The 19,166-nt window shown below is 57.5% G+C and carries 15 protein-coding genes and 1 riboswitch; of the genes, 10 read left to right on the top strand and 5 right to left on the bottom strand.

Annotation, left to right across the window (positions count from 1 at the left end):
• From cra to ilvI, 3 genes are all read right to left on the bottom strand, one after another.
• Positions 1-1,011 carry a catabolite repressor/activator gene (cra, locus tag FHW04_RS07795; RefSeq protein WP_031375985.1) on the bottom strand — a complete coding sequence of 337 codons (1,011 nt, stop codon included), beginning with the start codon at positions 1,009-1,011 and terminating at the stop codon, positions 1-3.
• Between the two features lie 196 nt (positions 1,012-1,207).
• On the bottom strand, positions 1,208-1,699 hold the full coding sequence (gene ilvN / locus FHW04_RS07790) for an acetolactate synthase small subunit (protein WP_010253849.1): 492 nt from the start codon (positions 1,697-1,699) through the stop codon (positions 1,208-1,210).
• Positions 1,700-1,701: 2 nt separating this feature from the next.
• Positions 1,702-3,426 carry an acetolactate synthase 3 large subunit gene (gene ilvI, locus FHW04_RS07785; protein WP_031375986.1) on the bottom strand — a complete coding sequence of 575 codons (1,725 nt, stop codon included), beginning with the start codon at positions 3,424-3,426 and terminating at the stop codon, positions 1,702-1,704.
• A gap of 718 nt (positions 3,427-4,144) precedes the next feature.
• Between ilvI and leuL the strand changes: the two genes are divergently transcribed.
• The 5 genes from leuL (at position 4,145) to leuD (ending at position 9,008) form a co-directional block, all read left to right on the top strand.
• Positions 4,145-4,243 carry a leu operon leader peptide gene (gene leuL, locus FHW04_RS07780; protein ID WP_193387671.1) on the top strand — a complete coding sequence of 33 codons (99 nt, stop codon included), beginning with the start codon at positions 4,145-4,147 and terminating at the stop codon, positions 4,241-4,243.
• Positions 4,244-4,331: 88 nt separating this feature from the next.
• Positions 4,332-5,894: a 2-isopropylmalate synthase gene (leuA, locus tag FHW04_RS07775; protein WP_046289188.1), complete on the top strand. Its 1,563-nt coding sequence runs from the start codon at positions 4,332-4,334 to the stop codon at positions 5,892-5,894.
• A gap of 2 nt (positions 5,895-5,896) precedes the next feature.
• Positions 5,897-6,988, top strand: a complete 1,092-nt coding sequence (gene leuB, locus FHW04_RS07770) for a 3-isopropylmalate dehydrogenase (protein WP_046289187.1) — start codon at positions 5,897-5,899, stop codon at positions 6,986-6,988.
• A 4-nt stretch (positions 6,989-6,992) separates the two neighbouring features.
• Positions 6,993-8,399, top strand: a complete 1,407-nt coding sequence (leuC, locus tag FHW04_RS07765; RefSeq protein ID WP_031375987.1) for a 3-isopropylmalate dehydratase large subunit — start codon at positions 6,993-6,995, stop codon at positions 8,397-8,399.
• A gap of 3 nt (positions 8,400-8,402) precedes the next feature.
• Complete coding sequence (leuD, locus tag FHW04_RS07760) at positions 8,403-9,008, top strand: 3-isopropylmalate dehydratase small subunit (RefSeq protein ID WP_089561374.1); 606 nt, start codon at positions 8,403-8,405, stop codon at positions 9,006-9,008.
• A gap of 272 nt (positions 9,009-9,280) precedes the next feature.
• On the opposite strand, the gene FHW04_RS07755 is transcribed toward leuD, so the two are convergent.
• Positions 9,281-10,459, bottom strand: coding sequence for an MFS transporter (locus FHW04_RS07755; RefSeq protein ID WP_031375989.1), 1,179 nt, complete (start codon positions 10,457-10,459; stop codon positions 9,281-9,283).
• Between the two features lie 253 nt (positions 10,460-10,712).
• On the opposite strand from FHW04_RS07755, the gene sgrR reads away from it, so the two are divergent.
• The 4 genes from sgrR to thiQ all read left to right on the top strand — a co-directional run bounded on the left by sgrR (position 10,713) and on the right by thiQ (position 15,815).
• Positions 10,713-12,374, top strand: a complete 1,662-nt coding sequence (sgrR, locus tag FHW04_RS07750) for an HTH-type transcriptional regulator SgrR (protein WP_046289186.1) — start codon at positions 10,713-10,715, stop codon at positions 12,372-12,374.
• Positions 12,375-12,409: 35 nt separating this feature from the next.
• Positions 12,410-12,512, top strand: a riboswitch (TPP riboswitch).
• 45 nt (positions 12,513-12,557) lie between these two features.
• On the top strand, positions 12,558-13,544 hold the full coding sequence (thiB, locus tag FHW04_RS07745; protein WP_089561373.1) for a thiamine ABC transporter substrate binding subunit: 987 nt from the start codon (positions 12,558-12,560) through the stop codon (positions 13,542-13,544).
• A complete protein-coding gene (gene thiP, locus FHW04_RS07740) occupies positions 13,520-15,130 on the top strand; it encodes a thiamine/thiamine pyrophosphate ABC transporter permease ThiP (RefSeq protein ID WP_031375990.1) in 1,611 nt (536 codons plus the stop codon). The genes thiB and thiP overlap by 25 nt, the downstream gene beginning before the upstream one ends.
• The gene (gene thiQ / locus FHW04_RS07735; protein WP_031375991.1) at positions 15,114-15,815 is read left to right on the top strand and encodes a thiamine ABC transporter ATP-binding protein ThiQ; all 702 of its coding nucleotides are present in this window, start codon (positions 15,114-15,116) and stop codon (positions 15,813-15,815) included. The genes thiP and thiQ overlap by 17 nt, the downstream gene beginning before the upstream one ends.
• 7 nt (positions 15,816-15,822) lie before the next feature.
• Here thiQ and FHW04_RS07730 read toward each other — a convergent pair whose 3' ends face one another.
• Complete coding sequence (locus FHW04_RS07730) at positions 15,823-16,587, bottom strand: DedA family protein (protein ID WP_031375992.1); 765 nt, start codon at positions 16,585-16,587, stop codon at positions 15,823-15,825.
• Between the two features lie 171 nt (positions 16,588-16,758).
• On the opposite strand from FHW04_RS07730, the gene polB reads away from it, so the two are divergent.
• Entirely contained in the window at positions 16,759-19,119 is a 2,361-nt protein-coding gene (polB, locus tag FHW04_RS07725) for a DNA polymerase II (protein ID WP_089561372.1), read from the top strand.
• Positions 19,120-19,166: the final 47 nt, after the last annotated feature.

Here is a 19,166-nt window from a genome sequence, read left to right as displayed (position 1 = left end):
TCATTTAACTTTTCGGCTTAATTGTCCGCGACGGTATAAATTACGCCGGATGCGGGTTAACCCCGGTTTCGGTTTTCTCGGTTCGTCTAAGGAGGCTAAAACTAATTCCAGTACCCGCTCCGCCACGTCACGATGGCGCTGACCCACCGCCAGCACCGGACACTCAAGAAAGTCCAGTAATTCGTGGTCGCCAAAGGTCGCGATAGCCAGCTCGGTCGGGAGCCGTCCGTCACGTTTCAGCGTCACATCCATCACGCCCTGTAGCAGGCCAAACGACGTGGTGAACAGCGCCTCAGGCATCGGATGATCTTCAAGGTACTTTTCGAACAGCGCCGCAGCAGCGGTACGCTCAAAACTGTTGCAGTAGATGTAGTCGATTGGACGACTATCCTCTTTCCACGCGTCGCGGAAGCCCATCTCACGCAGGAAACTGACCGACAGTTCGGGTAGCGCGCCGAGAAACAGCACATTTTTAACCTCGAGCTGACGTAATTCGGCGGCCAGCGTATAGGCATCATCCTGATCGGCACCCACCACGCTGGTGAAGTGCTCGCGATCGAGGGCGCGGTCTAAGGCGATGATGGGCAGAGGATCGTTGATCCAGCGCTGATAAAACGGATGCTCTGGCGGTAATGAAGTAGAAACGATGATCGCATCAACCTGCCGTTGCAGCAGATGCTCAATGCAGCGCATCTCATTATCCGGCTGATCTTCTGAACAGGCGATCAGCAACTGATAACCTCGCTGCCGTGCCTGACGCTCAAGATAATTCGCGATGCGGGTATAGCTGGTATTTTCCAGATCGGGAATGACTAAGCCAATGGAACGGGTGCGCCCGGCGCGCAGTCCGGCCGCCACTGCATTCGGGTGGTAATTGTGCTCACGCACCACCGCCATCACTTTCTCAACGGTTTTGTCGCTGACACGATACTGCCGCGCTTTGCCATTAATCACATAACTGGCCGTGGTACGCGACACGCCCGCCAGACGCGCAATTTCATCCAGTTTCACGATAACCCTCAATCAAAGCCGTTCGCACGACTAAAATAGCCGCAGTTAAGCTATGGACAACTCATGGTTATCATCTAACAGCAGAAAAGTGCGCGGAGCAACCGCTTTTCTGAATGTAACTGGTCTGGCGCATAAAAAATAAAAAAACCCGGCATTTCGCCGGGTTAGAGTCATCCTGAGTGATTACGCAAGGTGATTAACGCATGATGCGATCGCCACGCGACACCCCGACGATTCCGGAGCGTGCCACTTCGACAATTTCCGCCACATCGCGCACGGTATTCAGGAATGCGTCCAGTTTGTCGCTGGTGCCGGCAAGCTGAACCGTATACAGCGTCGGGGTCACATCAATAATCTGGCCCCGGAAGATTTCCGCATTGCGCTTCACCTCTTCCCGGCCGTAGCCGCTGGCCTGAATTTTCACCAGCATAATTTCACGCTCAACGTACGCGCCCTGCCCCAGTTCGGTCACGCGCAGCACATCAACCAGCTTGTGCAGCTGCTTCTCGATCTGCTCCAGCACCTTCTGATCGCCGACGGTCTGTATCGTCATTCGCGATAGCGTCGGATCGTCCGTTGGCGCAACGGTCAGGCTTTCGATGTTATAGCCACGCTGTGAGAACAGGCCGACCACGCGAGATAATGCGCCGGATTCGTTCTCCAGCAGAACCGATAAAATGCGACGCATAGTTATGTCCTCTCCGTTTTGCTTAACCACATCTCATCCATGCTGCCACCGCGAATCTGCATCGGATAAACGTGCTCACTGCCGTCGACGGTGACATCCACAAATACCAGCCGTCCCTGCGCCAGTGTTTCCAGCGCCAGCGTCAGCTTCTCTTCCAGCTCCGCCGGATGCTCAATGGCGATTCCGACATGCCCATAGGCTTCTGCCAGACGGACGAAATCAGGCAGCGATTCCATATAAGACTGGGAGTGGCGGCCGGAATAGATCATGTCCTGCCACTGTTTCACCATGCCGAGGAAACGGTTGTTAAGGTTCAGCACCAGCACCGGCAGATTGTACTGCAGCGCGGTCGACAGCTCCTGAATGTTCATCTGGATACTGCCGTCGCCGGTGACACAAATAACGGTTTCATCCGGCAACGCCATTTTCACGCCGAGCGCGGCAGGCAGGCCAAAGCCCATGGTGCCGAGACCGCCGGAGTTGATCCAGCGACGCGGCTTATCAAACTGGTAGTACAGCGCCGCAAACATCTGATGCTGACCGACGTCAGAGGTGACATAAGCGTCGCCTTTGGTCAAGCGGCAGATGGTTTCAATAACCGCCTGCGGCTTAATTTTTGCGCTGGTACGATCAAATTCCAGGCACTGACGGCTGCGCCAGCTTTCAATCGATTGCCACCAGTCACGCAGGCTGTCGAGCGGCTGTTTGCTGTCAGTCTGGGCCAGTAGCTCCAGCATCTGCTGCAGCACCTGGCGGGCATCGCCAACGATCGGGATATCGGCCGCCACCGTTTTTGAGATGGAGGTGGGATCGATATCAATGTGCATCACCGTGGCATCCGGGCAATATTTTGCCAGGTTGTTAGTGGTACGATCATCAAAGCGAACCCCAACGCCGAAAATCAGGTCGGCATTGTGCATGGTCATATTGGCTTCGTAGGTGCCGTGCATCCCCAGCATGCCGACGCATTGACGGTGAGTACCAGGAAACGCGCCCAGCCCCATCAGCGAGGTGGTGACCGGGATGTTCAGGCTCTCCGCCAGCTGCAGCAGTTCCGCCTCACAGCCTGAGGTGATCGCGCCGCCACCGACGTAGATCACTGGCTTATGGGCTGCCAGCAGCGTATTCAATGCACGTTTGATCTGCCCTTTGTGCCCCTGAATCGTTGGATTGTAAGAGCGCATGCTCACTTCTTCCGGCCAGTGATAAGGCAGTTTATTGGCCGGATTAAGAATGTCTTTTGGCAGATCGATCACCACCGGTCCCGGACGTCCGCTCGACGCCAGCCAGAACGCCTTTTTCAGCACGGTCGGGATCTCTTCGGTGTTTTTCACCAGGAAACTGTGTTTCACCACCGGACGGGAGATGCCGACCATGTCGCACTCCTGAAAGGCGTCATAGCCGATCAGCGACGAAGGCACCTGCCCCGACAGAATCACCAGCGGGATTGAATCCATATAGGCCGTGGCGATACCGGTAATCGCATTGGTGGCGCCGGGTCCGGACGTCACCAGCACCACGCCGACTTCGCCGGTCGCGCGCGCCAGGCCATCGGCCATGTGCACCGCGCCCTGTTCATGGCGCACCAGAACGTGGTCGATTCCCCCGACCGTTTGCAGCGCGTCGTAAATATCCAACACCGCGCCACCCGGATAACCGAATACCTGCTTAACGCCCTGATCGATTAACGAACGGACGACCATTTCGGCTCCTGACAACATCTCCATCTTCTGCCTCCAGGCGTGAGGGCCAGGCTGCGTTAACGCGCGTGGTGCGTTACGTCATCCAGGCACCTGCTTTGCCAATGTAAGATCAAAACCTTATGTTTATGCCAGCAGGGCGGAAACGCGTTCCGCCCAGCGGATACAGAGAAATCTGTTGAGTTCATTGTTTTGAGAGTAGGACGATTACCATAACCGCAGTTAACCTGGCAGGCAAACCGCAAACTCGCGCAAATTAAACCGCGCCAACGTAAAGGCTCTGCGCGATAAGAAAGGGCTACGCGGAATACACTAATCACGTCGCACAACCGCAGAGGAAAATGCTGGCGATGAAATTATTTTCAGCGTGATCTAAGAAATAGCGAAAAGTTATTGCCGCTTACCGCAGCCCACAATTTGCTGTGGCATTTCTTTTCTGGCGTAATTAACCTTAAAATCATTAAAGTTCATACGATTATGCTGAAGCAGCGAAAATAAATCCGGTCACTCCGACTGAAAGATAAATTATAAAATCTTTTAATTTCAGTTAATTAATAAAATACAAAGCCACAGCCAGCCGCCACCGATCGTCTGTTTTAACCCGCGCCGCGTGCGCAGTTGTTCAATACGCTGGCTGGCCGATATCTGACAGAATATTTTCCTTATTTAGCCGCATAAATAGCCCTTCATTGAAGGTTGACATCCCTCCGGGATTCCAGTACCAATATGTGCAGCACACAATTTTATGAGGTTTGAATCCATGTTTCGTTCTTCTCGCCTACTCGGTCTACTACTAAACGCATTCAGTTTGCGCGGTAGACTTGTGGGCGGAATCAAACACTGATTCAAACCTGCTGAAAGTTAAAAACCCGCGCCTGTCGCGGGTTTTTTTATGCTCGTTGCAAGGCAAGAAATGCATAAGGATGAATACGATGAGCCAGCAAGTCATTATTTTCGATACCACTCTGCGCGACGGTGAACAGGCATTACAGGCCAGCCTGAGTGTGAAAGAAAAATTGCAGATTGCGTTAGCGCTGGAGCGCATGGGCGTAGACGTGATGGAAGTCGGTTTTCCGGTTTCCTCACCCGGTGATTTTGAATCTGTACAAACCATTGCGCGGACCATCAAAAACAGCCGGGTTTGCGGCCTGGCGCGCTGTGTAGAAAAAGATATCGACGCCGCCTACGAGTCACTGCGCGTTGCTGACGCCTTCCGTATTCATACCTTTATCGCCACCTCACCGATGCACATCGCCACCAAACTGCGCAGCACACTGCCCGAGGTCATTGAACGTGCAGTGAAGATGGTGAAACGCGCCCGTAACTACACCGACGACGTTGAGTTTTCCTGTGAAGACGGTGGCCGTACCCCGATTGACGATCTGTGCCGGATGGTTGAAGCGGCAATTAATGCCGGTGCTCGTACCATTAACATCCCGGATACCGTCGGCTATACCCTGCCGGGTGAATATGCCCACATCATCAGCCAGTTGATTCAGCGCGTACCGAACATCGATAAAGCGATTCTGTCAGTACATACCCATGATGACCTGGGCATGGCGACCGGTAATGCGCTGGCTGCGGTTCAGGCAGGCGCCCGCCAGGTTGAAGGCACGCTGAATGGATTGGGTGAACGTGCCGGTAACTGTGCGCTGGAAGAGGTGATCATGGCGATCAAAACCCGCCAGCAGATCATGAATGTCCACACCAATATCAATCATCAGGAAATCTACCGCACCAGCCAGATGGTCAGTCAGATCTGTAATATGCCGATCCCGGCTAACAAAGCAGTGGTCGGCTCAAACGCCTTTGCCCACTCCTCTGGTATTCACCAGGATGGCGTGCTGAAGAACCGCGAGAACTATGAAATCCTGACCCCTGAATCGATTGGCCTGCACAAAATCCAGCTCAACCTGACCTCTCGTTCTGGCCGCGCCGCGGTTAAACACCGTATGGAAGAGATGGGCTATGCAGAGCACGATTACAATCTGGACACCCTGTACGACGCCTTCCTGAAGCTGGCCGATAAAAAAGGTCAGGTATTTGATTACGACCTGGAAGCGCTGGCCTTCATCAATAAACAGAATGAAGAGCCGGAATATTTCCAGCTGAACGAATTCAACGTCCAGACCGGTTCGAGCATTACCGCCACGGCCTCGGTCAATCTGGGCTGCGGCGAGAGCACCAAATCAGATGCCGCCACCGGCAATGGTCCGGTTGACGCCGTTTATCAGGCGATCAATCGCATCACCCAGCTGGATGCAGAACTGGTTAACTACAAACTGACCGCGAAGGGCCACGGCGAAAATGCGCTGGGTCAGGTGGATATCGTGGTGAGCTACAACAACCGTAAATTCCACGGCGTCGGTCTGGCGACCGATATCGTCGAATCTTCTGCCAAAGCGATGGTTAACGCCCTGAATAACATCTGGCGTGCCAGACAGGTTGAACAAGAATTGCAGCGCAAATTTAAAGATCAGAAGGAAACGGTATAACTATGTCCAGCTCTTCCCATATTGCAGTTTTATCGGGTGACGGTATCGGCCCGGAAGTGATGGCGCAGGCAATGAAGGTGTTAGATGCGATTCGTCAACGCTTCGACATGCGCATCACTACCAGCGAATACGCGGTTGGAGGCATCGCCATCGATCAACACGGCGAGCCGTTACCGCCAGCTACCGTGGCAGGCTGTGAGCAGGCCGATGCTATTCTGTTCGGTTCGGTTGGCGGGCCAAAGTGGGAACACTTACCGCCAGCATCTCAGCCTGAACGTGGTGCGCTGTTGCCGTTGCGTAAACACTTCCGTCTGTTCAGCAATCTGCGTCCGGCAGCACTCTACAGTGGACTGGAAGCTTTTTGCCCGCTGCGCAGCGACATCGCCGCCCGCGGCTTCGACATTCTGTGCGTACGTGAACTGACTGGCGGCATCTACTTCGGCCAGCCGAAAGGCCGCGAAGGCAGCGGTCCGCACGAGCGGGCATTCGATACCGAGGTTTACCACCGTTTCGAAATCGAACGCATCGCCCGCATCGCGTTTGAGTCGGCGCGCAAACGTCGTCATAAAGTGACCTCAATCGATAAAGCCAACGTGTTGCAGACCTCGGTAATGTGGCGCGAGATCGTCAACGAGGTTGCTAAAGATTATCCGGATGTACAGCTGAGCCACATGTATATCGACAATGCCACCATGCAGCTGATCAAAGACCCGTCGCAGTTTGACGTGCTGCTCTGCTCTAACCTGTTCGGTGACATTCTCTCTGATGAGTGCGCCATGATCACTGGCTCAATGGGCATGCTGCCTTCCGCCAGCCTGAATGAAGAGGGTTTTGGTCTGTTTGAACCGGCCGGTGGCTCTGCGCCAGACATTGCGGGCCAGAACATCGCCAACCCGGTGGCGCAGATCCTGTCACTGGCGTTGCTGTTACGTTACAGCCTGAATGCCGATGACGCCGCCGACAGCATTGAGCGCGCCATCAGCCGGGCGCTGGAAGAGGGCTACCGCACCAAAGATTTAGCCGGCGACGGCCCTGCGGTCAGCACCGATGAGATGGGCAGCATCATTGCCCGCTTTATCGCCGAGGAAAAATAAAATAATGAAAACCTTATACCAGAAGTTATTTGATGCACATGTCGTCCACGAAGCGCCAGATGAAACGCCATTACTCTACATCGATCGTCATCTGATCCATGAAGTGACCTCGCCACAGGCGTTTGATGGCCTGCGCGCGCACGGACGTAAAGTTCGTCAGCCTGAAAAAACCTTCGCCACCATGGATCACAACGTCTCAACCCAGACCAAAGATATCAACGCATCGGGTGAGATGGCGCGTATTCAGATGCAGGAGCTGATGAAAAACTGCGCCGAGTTTGGCGTCCAGCTGTATGACCTGAATCACCCGTTCCAGGGCATCGTTCACGTTATCGGTCCTGAGCAGGGTATGACCCTGCCGGGCATGACCATCGTCTGCGGCGACTCGCACACCGCCACACACGGCGCGTTTGGCTCGCTGGCCTTTGGTATCGGCACCTCAGAAGTCGAGCATGTGTTTGCCACCCAGACGCTGAAACAGGGTCGGGCGAAAACCATGAAGATTGAAGTGCTGGGCGAAGCCGCGACCGGCATCACCGCCAAAGATATCGTGCTGGCGATCATCGGCAAAACCGGCAGCGCGGGCGGTACCGGTCACGTAGTGGAGTTCTGCGGTCCGGCGATTGAAGCGCTGAGCATGGAAGGCCGTATGACCCTGTGCAATATGGCGATTGAGATGGGTGCCAAAGCGGGCCTGGTCGCGCCGGATGAGACCACATTCAACTACCTGAAAGGCCGTCAGTTCTCGCCAAAGGGTGAGAAATGGGAACAGGCTGTGGCCTACTGGCGTACCCTGAAGTCAGATGAAGGCGCGAAATTTGATGCAGTCGTCACTCTGCACGCAGAAGAGATCGCTCCTCAGGTCACCTGGGGCACCAATCCAGGCCAGGTGATCGCCGTCGATCAGGTGATCCCGAATCCCGCCTCGTTCGCCGATCCGGTCGAGCGCGCCTCGGCGGAGAAAGCGCTGGCCTACATGAACCTGCAGCCAGGCATTAAACTGACCGATGTGGCGATTGATAAGGTGTTTATCGGCTCCTGCACCAACTCACGCATTGAGGATCTGCGCGCTGCCGCCGCCATCGCCAAAGGCCGCAAAGTCGCGCCTGGCGTGATTGCCATGGTGGTGCCAGGTTCCGGTCCGGTCAAAGCTCAGGCTGAAGCCGAAGGTCTGGATAAAATCTTCCTCGACGCTGGCTTTGAATGGCGTCTGCCCGGCTGTTCAATGTGTCTGGCGATGAATAATGACCGTCTGAATCCAGGCGAGCGTTGCGCCTCAACCAGCAACCGTAATTTTGAAGGTCGTCAGGGCCGCGGTGGCCGGACCCATTTAGTCAGCCCGGCGATGGCCGCCGCCGCCGCCGTTTCCGGCCATTTTGCCGATATCCGTCAACTGACGACAGGAGCTTAACCGATGGCGAATAAATTCACCCAGCACACCGGTATTGTTGCGCCACTGGATGCGGCTAACGTCGATACCGATGCCATTATTCCTAAGCAGTTTTTGCAGAAAGTAACCCGCACCGGTTTCGGCCAGCACCTGTTCCACGACTGGCGTTTTGAAGATGATGCCGGCACCGTACCGACGCCCGGTTTTGTGCTCAACAAGCCCGAGTTCAAAGGCACCAGCATCCTGCTGGCGCGTGAAAACTTCGGCTGCGGCTCATCACGTGAGCATGCGCCCTGGGCGCTGACCGATTTCGGTTTCCACGTGGTGATTGCGCCGAGCTTCGCGGACATTTTTTACGGCAACAGCTTCAATAACCAGCTGTTGCCGGTGAAATTAAGCGAACAGGAAGTAGATGAGATGTTTAAACTGGTGGCGTCGCAACCCGGCATTCGCTTTACGGTCGATCTGGAAGCTCAGACGGTCACTGCGGGTGAGAAAGTCTATCCGTTCGAACTCGACAGCTTCCGCCGCCACTGCATGATTAACGGCCTCGACAGTATTGGCCTGACGCTGCAACACGAAGCGTCGATCTCGCAATATGAGCAGAACCAGCCCGCTTTCCTGCGCTGATTGAGTTAAAGCAGGGCGACATCGGGTCGCCCTGCTGTTACTGACAACCTCTGCTCTGCCCCAGTGGTTAGACCGAGCCTGCGAAGGGAACACAGTCAGATCGGAAAGTCGCGTAAACCATCCCTGGCCGCTCGTCCCGCGCCTTCCCTGCCGCGGGACGCCTTCCTCCTTTGCCGGTGTTCTCTGCGAATAGAGCTTGTCAGCTGCGGTCTGGTTCACCCGGATTTGGGTTTATCAGCACAATGAGGGCGGCATCCTGTCGCCCTTCTTCTTTATACGTTGCGTACCCGCGCTGACATAATAAAAGCCGCTATCGCCAGCACAAATGCCAGCCAGTAGACCGCTTCATGTCCCAGCCGCTCACTTAACGTTCCCTGAATAACCCCAGCCAGAATCATGCCGGTCGAGATCGAGTTGGTGAACATCGTTGTCGCGGCACCTGGCCGCCCCGGCATTAAATCCTGGAACCACAACATTCCGATGCCAGCGATAATCCCGACAAACACCGCATTAAACAGCTGTAGAACCATCAGTGAGGTGCGCGAGTTGAACAGCACCAGCCCGAGATAAAACAGCACCCCTGCCGCCACCGCCAGCAGCATCAGCCGCCGCTTGCCCAGCCTGCGGGCGTAATGCCCGGCCAGCAGCATCACCGGAATCTCCAGCCCGGCCGCGGTCCCCATCAGCAAACCGGCCAGCTTTTCCGGCAATCCCAGCGTGGTACTGATGTAGAGCGGCATGTCGATGATGTACATGGTGTTGCAGGTCCACATGGTCACCGAGGCCAGAAATAGCAGCCGCACATCCCGGTCACGCCAGCCGCTTAACGGCAGACCACCGCTTTGCAGCAGCGGCTCAGCACGCGGCACCGACGGCAGGGTAAACCACACCAGTACGATGCAGATCAGGAACAGCGCCGCCGCCACCATAAACAGCGTCACGAAACCGTAGTTCAGCGCCAGGGCGAACGACAGCGGCGGTCCGATCACCCACGCCAGCGACAGCTGCGCACGCATCACCGAACTGAACATCACCGCTTCCCGCGCCGACTGGTCAGCATATTCACGCGCCAGCGCGAACAGCTGCGGCATCGACACGCTGGCTAAGGCAGACAATAGCACCCCGAGGGTAATCAGCGTCAGATAATGACGGGTAAAGGCAAACAGCAGCGCATTGACCAGCGCCATCAGGCAGCAGAACAGAATGATGTTGCGGCGATCGCCGACGCTGTCCGATCGCTTTGCCACCAGCATGCTTACCACGATACCGGCCACCGCATTGATAGTGAAAAAAAGCCCGACCCAGAATGGGCGGGCCTGCACCTCACGGGTCAGAAACAGGCTGAGGGTCGGTGCCTGCAATGCGCCCGCCACACCGAGCATGAACGAGGCGACCATAAAAGCGAGGTAAACCGGATTGATGCGGCGCTGCCGCGTTAACAGCGATTTCATACCGAAATCCCTTACAGGATGAACAGGGGAAGAGAAGAAGGGTAGACGATACCGTGCGGCATGAAAAAAGCCAGCAGAGATCATCTGCTGGCGGTGTAATTGCACCCTACTCAGAAAAGCATCCCGCTGAACAGCGGCATGAGGGTCGAACGCCATTCATAGCTGAATGCCTCCCGCTCTTCCCATAGAGCAAAGTTTGCCCTTAAAATGAGGCAAGAAAAACAGAGCGCTTTTCACCGGGAGTTCCCCTTTTATGTCCTCATCTCGCCTGAAGCAGCAGTTCATACGTCTGTGGCAAAGCTGCCAGGGTCAGACGCAGGAGATCACCCTGAGTGAACTGGCTGACCTGCTGCACTGTTCACGTCGTCATATGCGCAACTTACTCAACCGGATGCAGGCGGCTGGCTGGTTAATCTGGCAGGCCGAAGCCGGACGCGGTAAGCGCTCACAACTCACCTTCTGCTACACCGGACTGGCGCTACAGCAGCAGCGCGCTGAGGATCTGCTGGATCAGGATCGCATCGATCAGCTGGTGCAGCTGGTCGGCGATAAGAATCAGGTCAGGCAGATGATTGGTGCTCACCTTGGCCGCAGTTTCCGTCAGGGAAAACACATTCTGCGGGTGCTTTACTACCGCCCGCTGCTGAATCTGCTGCCGGGCTCCGCCCTGCGCCGCTCCGAAACCCATATTGCCCGTCAGATTTTTAATGGCCTGACGCGCATAAATGAGGAAAACGGGGAAATTGAGGCCGATATTGCCCATCACTGGCAGCAGACTTCCCCGCTCCACTGGCGCTTCTTTCTGCGTCCGGCGATTCGCTTTCATCATGGCCGCGAACTGGAGATGGCCGATGTTATCGCCACGCTGGAACGTCAGCGTCAGCAGCCGCTGTTTTCCCATATTCAACAGCTCGACTCGCCCGCTCCGTGGACGCTGGATATCACCTTAAGCCAGCCCGACGACTGGTTACCCTGGTTGCTGGCCAGCGTCAGCGCGATGATCCTGCCACGCGAATGGCCCACGCAGCCTGACTTTGCCCGCCAGCCGATCGGCACCGGTCCTTACAGCGTGATCCGTAATCAGGAAAGTCAGCTGAAGATAGAAGCCTTTGATGATTACTTTGGCTTTCGCGCGCTGATTGATGACGTCTCTATCTGGGTATTGCCGGATATCAGCGATGAGCTGGTCTACGCGGGCGTGCGCCTGCAGGGCGACGGCGCGGATGAGATCCAGGAAGAGAGCCGGCTGGAAGAAGGCTGCTACTATTTGTTGTTCGATCAGCGTTCGGAAAAAGGCCGTGACGAGGCGATACGGCGCTGGGTCAGCTATCTGTTTAATCCTATCGCCCTGCTCAACCACGCCGGCGTCGGCTATCAGCGCTACTGGTTTCCGGCGTATGGTCTACTGCCGCGCTGGCATCACCGCCGCGATCTGGCCCCGGTCGAAAAGCCGCCCGGCCTGACTCATCTGACGCTCACCTGGTACAGCCAGCACGTTGAGCACGAAGGGATCGCTAATGCGTTACGTCCGCTGCTGGCGCAGCACGGCGTCACGCTGGAGACGCGCGAGGTCAGTTACGAATGCTGGCATCAGGGCGACGCCGATAGCGACATCTGGCTCGGCAGCGTGAACTTCACACTGCCATTGGCCTGGTCGCTGTTCGCCCAGCTGTATGAGGTCCCGCTGCTGCATCACTGCCTGCCGATCGACTGGCACGCTGATGCCGCCCGCTGGCGTGAAAAAACGCTGCCGCTGGCCGAATGGAGCAAGCGGTTAGTGGAAGAGGCCGGTCTGCATCCGCTGTTCCATCACTGGCTGCTGCTTGAAGGTCAGCGCAGCATGCGCGGCGTGCGGATGAATACCCTCGGCTGGTTCGATTTTAAATCTGCCTGGTTTGCGCCGCCCGCGCTGTAACGCTTTCGCGCTGACGCTGAAATGACTAGAATGTGACGTTCTCAACGGGGTGCCGCCTGCTGACCGCAAACGGCTGAGAGAGACCCGTCGAACCTGATTCGGTTAATACCGACGTAGGGATTTGAGAGACCTGCTGCTCAGATCCTTTGCGACTCATCCCCTATTCTCCTGAAGGAGCGCAAAGTGTTTAACAAAGTTCTGCCACTGCTGCTGTTACTTTCCACCCCGGTACTGGCTGCCAAACCGGTTCTGACGGTTTACACCTACGACTCCTTCTCCGCTGACTGGGGCCCCGGTCCGGCGGTCAAAAAAGCCTTTGAAGCCCAGTGCGATTGCGAACTGAAATTTGTCACGCTGGAAGATGGCGTGTCGCTGCTGAATCGCGTGCGAATGGAAGGCAAAAACAGCAAAGCGGATGTGGTGCTGGGACTGGATAACAATCTGGTGCAGGCGGCGCAAAAAACCGGTCTGTTTGCCGCCAGCAAGGTCGATACCGCACAGCTGACGCTGCCGGGCGGCTGGCACGACAGCACCTTTGTTCCGTTTGATTATGGCTATTTCGCCTTCGTCTATGACAAAACCCGTCTGAAAAATCCGCCGAAAAGCCTGAAAGAGCTGGTAGAGAGCCCGGAAAAATGGCGGGTCATCTATGAAGATCCGCGTACCAGTACCCCGGGATTAGGTCTGCTGCTGTGGATGCAGAAAGTCTATGGCGATCGGACCCCGCAGGCATGGCAAAAGCTGGCGCAGAAAACCGTGACGGTAACCAAGGGCTGGAGTGAAGCCTACGGTCTGTTCCTGAAAGGCGAAGGCGATCTGGTGCTGAGCTATACCACCTCGCCGGCCTATCACATTATCGAAGAGAAAAAAGAGAACTACGCCGCCGCACCGTTTGCCGAAGGCCACTATCTGCAGGTCGAGGTTGCTGCGCAGTTAGCCAGCAGTAAACAGCCGAAACTGGCGCAGCAGTTCATGCAGTTTATGGTCTCGCCGGCGTTCCAGAACACCATCCCGACCGGCAACTGGATGTATCCGGTGATCGATACCACCCTGCCTGCTGGCTTCGCCACGCTGCAGGTGCCCGCCACCGCGCTGCACTATTCGCCGGAAGAGGTAGCCAGCCAGCGCTCTGGCTGGATTAGCCAGTGGCAACGCGCCGTCAGCCGTTAATGCCGCGCTGGCTGATCCCCGGTTCGCTCGCCACGCTGCTGTTAATCAGCGTGGCGCTGTTCGCCTTTATCTCACTGTGGAATGCCGCACCGGTCACCGACTGGCGTAGCGTGCTGCTGGATGAGTACCTGCAACACGTTGTGGCGTTCTCCTTTGGTCAGGCGCTGCTCTCCGCCCTGCTGTCGCTGCTGCCTGCGGTGCCGCTGGCGCGCGCCCTCTATCGCCGCCGCTTTCCCGGCCGTCAGCTGTTGCTGCGTCTGTGCGCCATGACGCTGGTGCTGCCGGTGCTGGTGGCGGTGTTCGGCCTGCTGACGGTTTATGGCCGCGTCGGCTGGCTGGCACAGTTGTGTCAGTGGCTGGGCATCGACTATCACTTCTCGCCCTATGGATTGCAGGGCATTTTGCTGGCGCATGTCTTTTTTAACCTGCCGCTGGCTACGCGCCTGATGCTACAGGCGCTGGAGAGCATACCGGCGGAGCAGCGTCAGCTGGCCGCACAGCTTGATCTGCGCGGCTGGCACCACTTTCGCCTGCTGGAATGGCCGTGGTTGCGACGTCAGCTGCTGCCGACCGGCGCGCTCATCTTTATGCTCTGCTTCGCCAGCTTCGCCACCGTGCTGTCGCTGGGCGGCGGCCCCCAGGCCACCACCATTGAACTGGCGATCTTTCAGGCACTCAGCTACGACTACGATCCCGGTCGCGCCGCATTGCTGGCGCTGATTCAGCTCAGCTGTTGCCTGACGCTGGTGCTGCTCAGCCAGCGATTCAGTAAAGCGATACCCGCCGGCACCAGCCAGCTGCACGGCTGGCGCGATCCGCAGGATTCGCGTCTGGCCCGGCTAACGGATGGGTTGCTGATTCTGCTGGCGTTACTGCTGCTGCTGCCGCCGCTGGCGGCGGTAGTGGTGGATGGCTTGCACGGCGGACTGCGCGGCGCACTGGCCCAGCCAGCGTTGTGGCAGGCGACCCTGACCTCATTGCGCATCGCGGTCGGTGCCGGCCTGCTGTGCGTGATACTGACGCTGATGCTGCTGTGGAGCAGTCGCGAATTGCGTCTGCGTCAGCGCCCGCTCGCCGCACAGCTGATCGACACCAGCGGCATGCTAATTCTGGCGATGCCCGGCATCGTGCTGGCGACCGGCTTCTTTTTGCTGTTTAACGCCACCGTTGGCCTGCCGGCGTCGGCAGACGGGCTGGTGATCTTCACTAATGCGCTGATCGCCATTCCCTATGCGCTGAAAGTGCTGGAAAACCCGATGCGTGACGTCGCCGAGCGCTACGGCAGGCTATGCGATTCACTGGATATCCACGGCTGGAACCGGCTGCGGTTGATAGAACTGCGTGCGCTGAAACGTCCGCTGGCACAGGCGCTGGCGTTTGCCTGCGTGCTGTCGATCGGTGATTTTGGCGTGGTGGCGCTGTTTGGCAATGCCGACTTCCGCACCCTGCCGTTCTACCTTTATCAACAGATCGGTGCCTATCGCGGTGCCGACGGTGCAGTGACCGCCCTGCTGCTGCTGCTGCTCTGTTTGTTGCTGTTCACCCTGATGGAAAAATTACCGGGCCGCCATGCTGACACTGAATAACCTTACTTACCTTTATCAGCATCTGCCGATGCGCTTCAGCCTGCACGCCGAACGTGGCGAGCGGCTGGCGATCCTCGGGCCAAGCGGTGCCGGAAAAAGTACGCTACTCAGCCTGATCGCCGGTTTTCTGCCGATCCGCCAGGGCACGCTGATGATTGATGGTCAGGATCATAGCCACAGCGTGCCAGCCAGACGGCCGGTATCAATGCTGTTTCAGGAGAACAATCTGTTTCCGCACCTCAGCGTGCAGCAGAACATGGCGCTGGGCTTGCACCCGGGACTGAAGCTCAACGCGGAGCAGCGCCAGCAGCTTGCTGCGCTAGCCGAACAGGTGGGATTAGGCGATCTGCTGGCGCGACTGCCGGGCGAGCTGTCGGGGGGCCAGCGTCAGCGGGTGGCGCTGGCACGCTGTCTGCTGCGCGATCGCCCGGTGCTGCTGCTGGATGAGCCCTTTTCGGCGCTGGATCCGGCGCTGCGCAGCGAAATGCTGCAGCTGGTGCGCTCGGTGTGCGAAGCCCGCAGCATCACGCTGCTGATGGTGTCGCACAGTCTGGAAGATGCGCAACAGATCGCGCCGCGCAGCGTGGTAATTGTTGATGGACGGGTTTACTGGGACGGCGAGACCCGACAGTTGCTGTCGGGCGAGACGCGGGAGGCTGATGTCCTGGGCATCCCGCGCCGCTAACCGGTGATTATTCGAAAAAGACCTGCCACAGCAGATGACGGAAAATCGGCATCATCGGATGGAACTGAATGCCGACCAGGGCGGCGATGGCGATCACCAGCCCCAGCGGTCCCAGCCAGCGCAGTCGTTCCGGCGGCAGCCAGGCGGTCGCCCAATCCTGACTCTTGCCGCTGCGCCACCAGCGCCAGCCTAACCAGCCGCCCAGCCACACCACTATCGCTGCCGTCAGCAGCAGCCACTTAAAGTTACCGCCCTGCGCCGCCTCGGGCACATCGACTGCCACACCAGCCAGAATGCCGGGCAGCAGATAGAGCGGTGGCCACAGCAGGCAGCCAATCAGATTCGGCGGCAGGAATTTACGTACCGGCAATTCCAGCATACCGGCCGCCAGTGGGATCAGCGGGCGCGTCGGGCCGACAAAGCGTCCGACCAGAATGGTAAACATACTGTGCTGATGCAGCGCGTGTTCGGTTTTATCCAACAGCCCTTTGTACTTTTGCAGATACTTCCAGCGATGCAGCGGTCCCTGAAATTTCCAGCCGATACCGTAAGAGACCCAGTCGCCAATCAGGCAACCGGCAAACCCGGCCGCCCAAGCCGGATAGAGACCAATTTGTCCGCTCCCGACCAGCGCGCCCAGACTCGCCATCAGCACGGTTCCCGGCAGCAACAGCCCGACCAGCGCCAGTGATTCCAGAAAAGTGACCAGCGCAACCGCAAACAGCGCCCACTCCAGCGACTGCGTAAACAGGTGTTGAACCCAGGCTTCCATAAACTTCCTTAGAAAAAGCAGAAGGCTGGATTGTCCTGAGCCAGCCGCACAGCGTCAAGGCAAGAATTGTAGGACAATATTGACAAAAGCCAACCGCGGGAACTGTATAAATATCCATGTTATACTGAGCGGGTTTTATCACCGTTCAAAAATCCTGAGTCTGGAGACGATGTGAATAGACCCCGCGCAGGTTTTCTGCTTACCCGCCACTGGCGCGACACCCCGCAAGGCAGTGAAATTGTTCTCTGGCTCGCCACCGATCAGGGTGCCCAGCGCGTGGTGCTGCCGGCTCAAGAGTCGGTCGCGTTTATTCCGCGTGAGTTTCAGTCTCAGGTCAGTGAGCTGCTGAAAGATGAGCGTCAGCTGCGCATCCAGCCGCTTGAACTGAAAGATTTCCGCCAGCGCCCGGTAGCCGGGATCTACTGCCGGCAGAATCGCCAGCTGCAACGCATCGAAAAGCTGCTGCGCGAACAGGGCATCCCGATCTATGAAGCCGATATCCGCCCGCCCGAGCGCTACCTGATGGAGCGCTTTATTACCGCGCCGGTCTGGTTTGACGGCGAGCCGCAGGGCGACAGCGTGGTAAATGCCCGGCTGAAACCGCATCCCGATTATCGGCCGCCGCTCAAGTGGGTTTCGCTGGACATTGAAACCACCCAACATGGCGAGCTTTACTGCATCGGGCTGGAGGGTTGCGGCCAGCGCCAGGTCTATATGCTGGGTCCGCCCAACGGCGATGCCAGCGCGCTCGATTTTGAGCTGATCTATCTGGAGACGCGTCCGCAGCTGCTTGAGGCGCTGAACCAGTGGTTCGCGCAGCACGACCCCGATGTGATCATTGGCTGGAACGTGGTGCAGTTTGATCTGCGGGTATTGCAGAAACATGCCGATCGCTACGCTATTCCGCTGCGTCTGGGCCGTCAGCAGACGACGCTGGAGTGGCGTGAGCACGGCTTTAAGCCCGGCATATTTTTCGCCCAACTCAGCGGCCGGCTGATCATTGACGGCATCGATGCGCTGAAATCCGCCTTCTGGGATTTCCCGTCATTCAGTCTGGAATCGGTGTCGCAGCAACTGTTGGGAGAAGGCAAGGCGATCGATAACCCGTGGCAGCGCATGGAGGAGATCAACTGGCGCTTCGCCAATGATAAACCGGCTCTGGCGCGCTATAACCTGAAAGACTGCGAGCTGGTCACCCGGATTTTCCACAAAACGGCGATTATGCCGTTTCTGCTGGAGCGTGCGGCGGTGAATGGCCTGGCGGTCGATCGTCACGGCGGCTCCGTCGCGGCATTCAGCCATCTCTATATTCCGCGGATGCACCGCAGCGGATTTGTCGCGCCGAACCTCGGCGATGTGGCACCGGAAGCCAGTCCCGGCGGCTACGTGATGGATTCGCGTCCGGGACTCTACGACTCGGTGCTGGTGCTGGATTACAAAAGCCTCTATCCGTCGATTATCCGTACCTTTCTGATCGATCCGGTTGGCCTGGTGGAAGGGCTGGCGCATCCTGACGATGCTGATTCGGTGGCCGGCTTTCGCGAAGCGCGCTTTTCCCGTCATACCCACTGCCTGCCCGCCATCGTTGAGCAGATCTGGCTGGGCCGCGAAGCCGCCAAACAGCAGGGCAACCAGCCGCTGTCGCAGGCGCTGAAGATTATCATGAACGCCTTTTATGGCGTGCTCGGCACCAGCGCCTGCCGCTTTTTCGATCCACGGCTCGCCTCTTCGATTACCCTGCGTGGCCATGCCATTATGCAGCAGACCCGCACGCTGATTGAGGAAGAAGGCTACGATGTGATTTACGGCGATACTGACTCGACCTTCGTCTGGCTGAAATCCGCCCACAGCGAGCAGGACGCCGCCGCGATTGGTCAGCAGCTGACGCAAAAAGTAAACGCCTGGTGGCGTGACCATCTGCAGCAGACTCAGGGGCTGACGAGCACACTGGAGCTGGAGTATGAAAATCACTTCTGCCGTTTCCTGATGCCCACTATCCGTGGCGCCGAACAGGGCAGTAAAAAACGCTATGCCGGACTGATCCGCGAAGCGGCGGGCGAACGTATGGTGTTTAAGGGACTGGAATCCGTTCGCACCGACTGGACGCCGCTGGCACAGCAGTTTCAGCAGCAGCTCTACAGCCGTATTTTTCGCCGTGAGCCGTGGCAGGACTATATTCGCACCACCGTAGCGCAGCTGCTGGCCGGCGAACTCGACGATCAGCTGATTTATAAGAAACGTCTGCGCCGTCCGCTGATAGAGTATGAACGAAATGTGCCGCCGCACGTGCGCGCCGCCCGGCTGGCGGATGAGCAGAATCGCAAATTAAACCGGCCGTTGCAGTACCAGAAGGGGGGCCGGATTCGTTACGTGATGGCGACGGCTGGCCCGGAGCCGCTGGAGGCTCGCACCACGCCGCTGGATTATGATCACTACGTCAGTAAGCAGTTACAACCGGTTGCCGACGGCATTTTACCCTTCGTCGGAGGGGATTTTGCTACACTGATTACCGGGCAGTTGGGTCTTTTTTGACAGGTGACGAATGCCCTGCCATCCAGTACCATAGCGCCCTTCCTGAA

The sequence above is a fragment of the Pantoea sp. AN62 genome (genome assembly GCF_050432985.1).
GTDB lineage: Bacteria > Pseudomonadota > Gammaproteobacteria > Enterobacterales > Enterobacteriaceae > Pantoea > Pantoea brenneri.
Note: the sequence above shows the minus strand (reverse complement) of the source record. Positions and strands in the feature narration are given on the sequence as shown.

Excerpts from the sequence above, each read along its gene's own strand:
- FHW04_RS07730 (WP_031375992.1), bottom strand. The coding sequence starts at position 16,587 with ATGGAAGCCTGGGTTCAACACCTGTTTACGCAGTCGCTGGAGTGGGCG.
- leuB (WP_046289187.1), top strand. The coding sequence starts at position 5,897 with ATGTCCAGCTCTTCCCATATTGCAGTTTTATCGGGTGACGGTATCGGC.
- ilvN (WP_010253849.1), bottom strand. The coding sequence starts at position 1,699 with ATGCGTCGCATTTTATCGGTTCTGCTGGAGAACGAATCCGGCGCATTA.
- leuC (WP_031375987.1), top strand. The coding sequence starts at position 6,993 with ATGAAAACCTTATACCAGAAGTTATTTGATGCACATGTCGTCCACGAA.
- leuA (WP_046289188.1), top strand. The coding sequence starts at position 4,332 with ATGAGCCAGCAAGTCATTATTTTCGATACCACTCTGCGCGACGGTGAA.
- leuD (WP_089561374.1), top strand. The coding sequence starts at position 8,403 with ATGGCGAATAAATTCACCCAGCACACCGGTATTGTTGCGCCACTGGAT.
- FHW04_RS07755 (WP_031375989.1), bottom strand. The coding sequence starts at position 10,459 with ATGAAATCGCTGTTAACGCGGCAGCGCCGCATCAATCCGGTTTACCTC.
- thiQ (WP_031375991.1), top strand. The coding sequence starts at position 15,114 with ATGCTGACACTGAATAACCTTACTTACCTTTATCAGCATCTGCCGATG.
- ilvI (WP_031375986.1), bottom strand. The coding sequence starts at position 3,426 with ATGGAGATGTTGTCAGGAGCCGAAATGGTCGTCCGTTCGTTAATCGAT.
- leuL (WP_193387671.1), top strand. The coding sequence starts at position 4,145 with ATGAGGTTTGAATCCATGTTTCGTTCTTCTCGCCTACTCGGTCTACTA.
- sgrR (WP_046289186.1), top strand. The coding sequence starts at position 10,713 with ATGTCCTCATCTCGCCTGAAGCAGCAGTTCATACGTCTGTGGCAAAGC.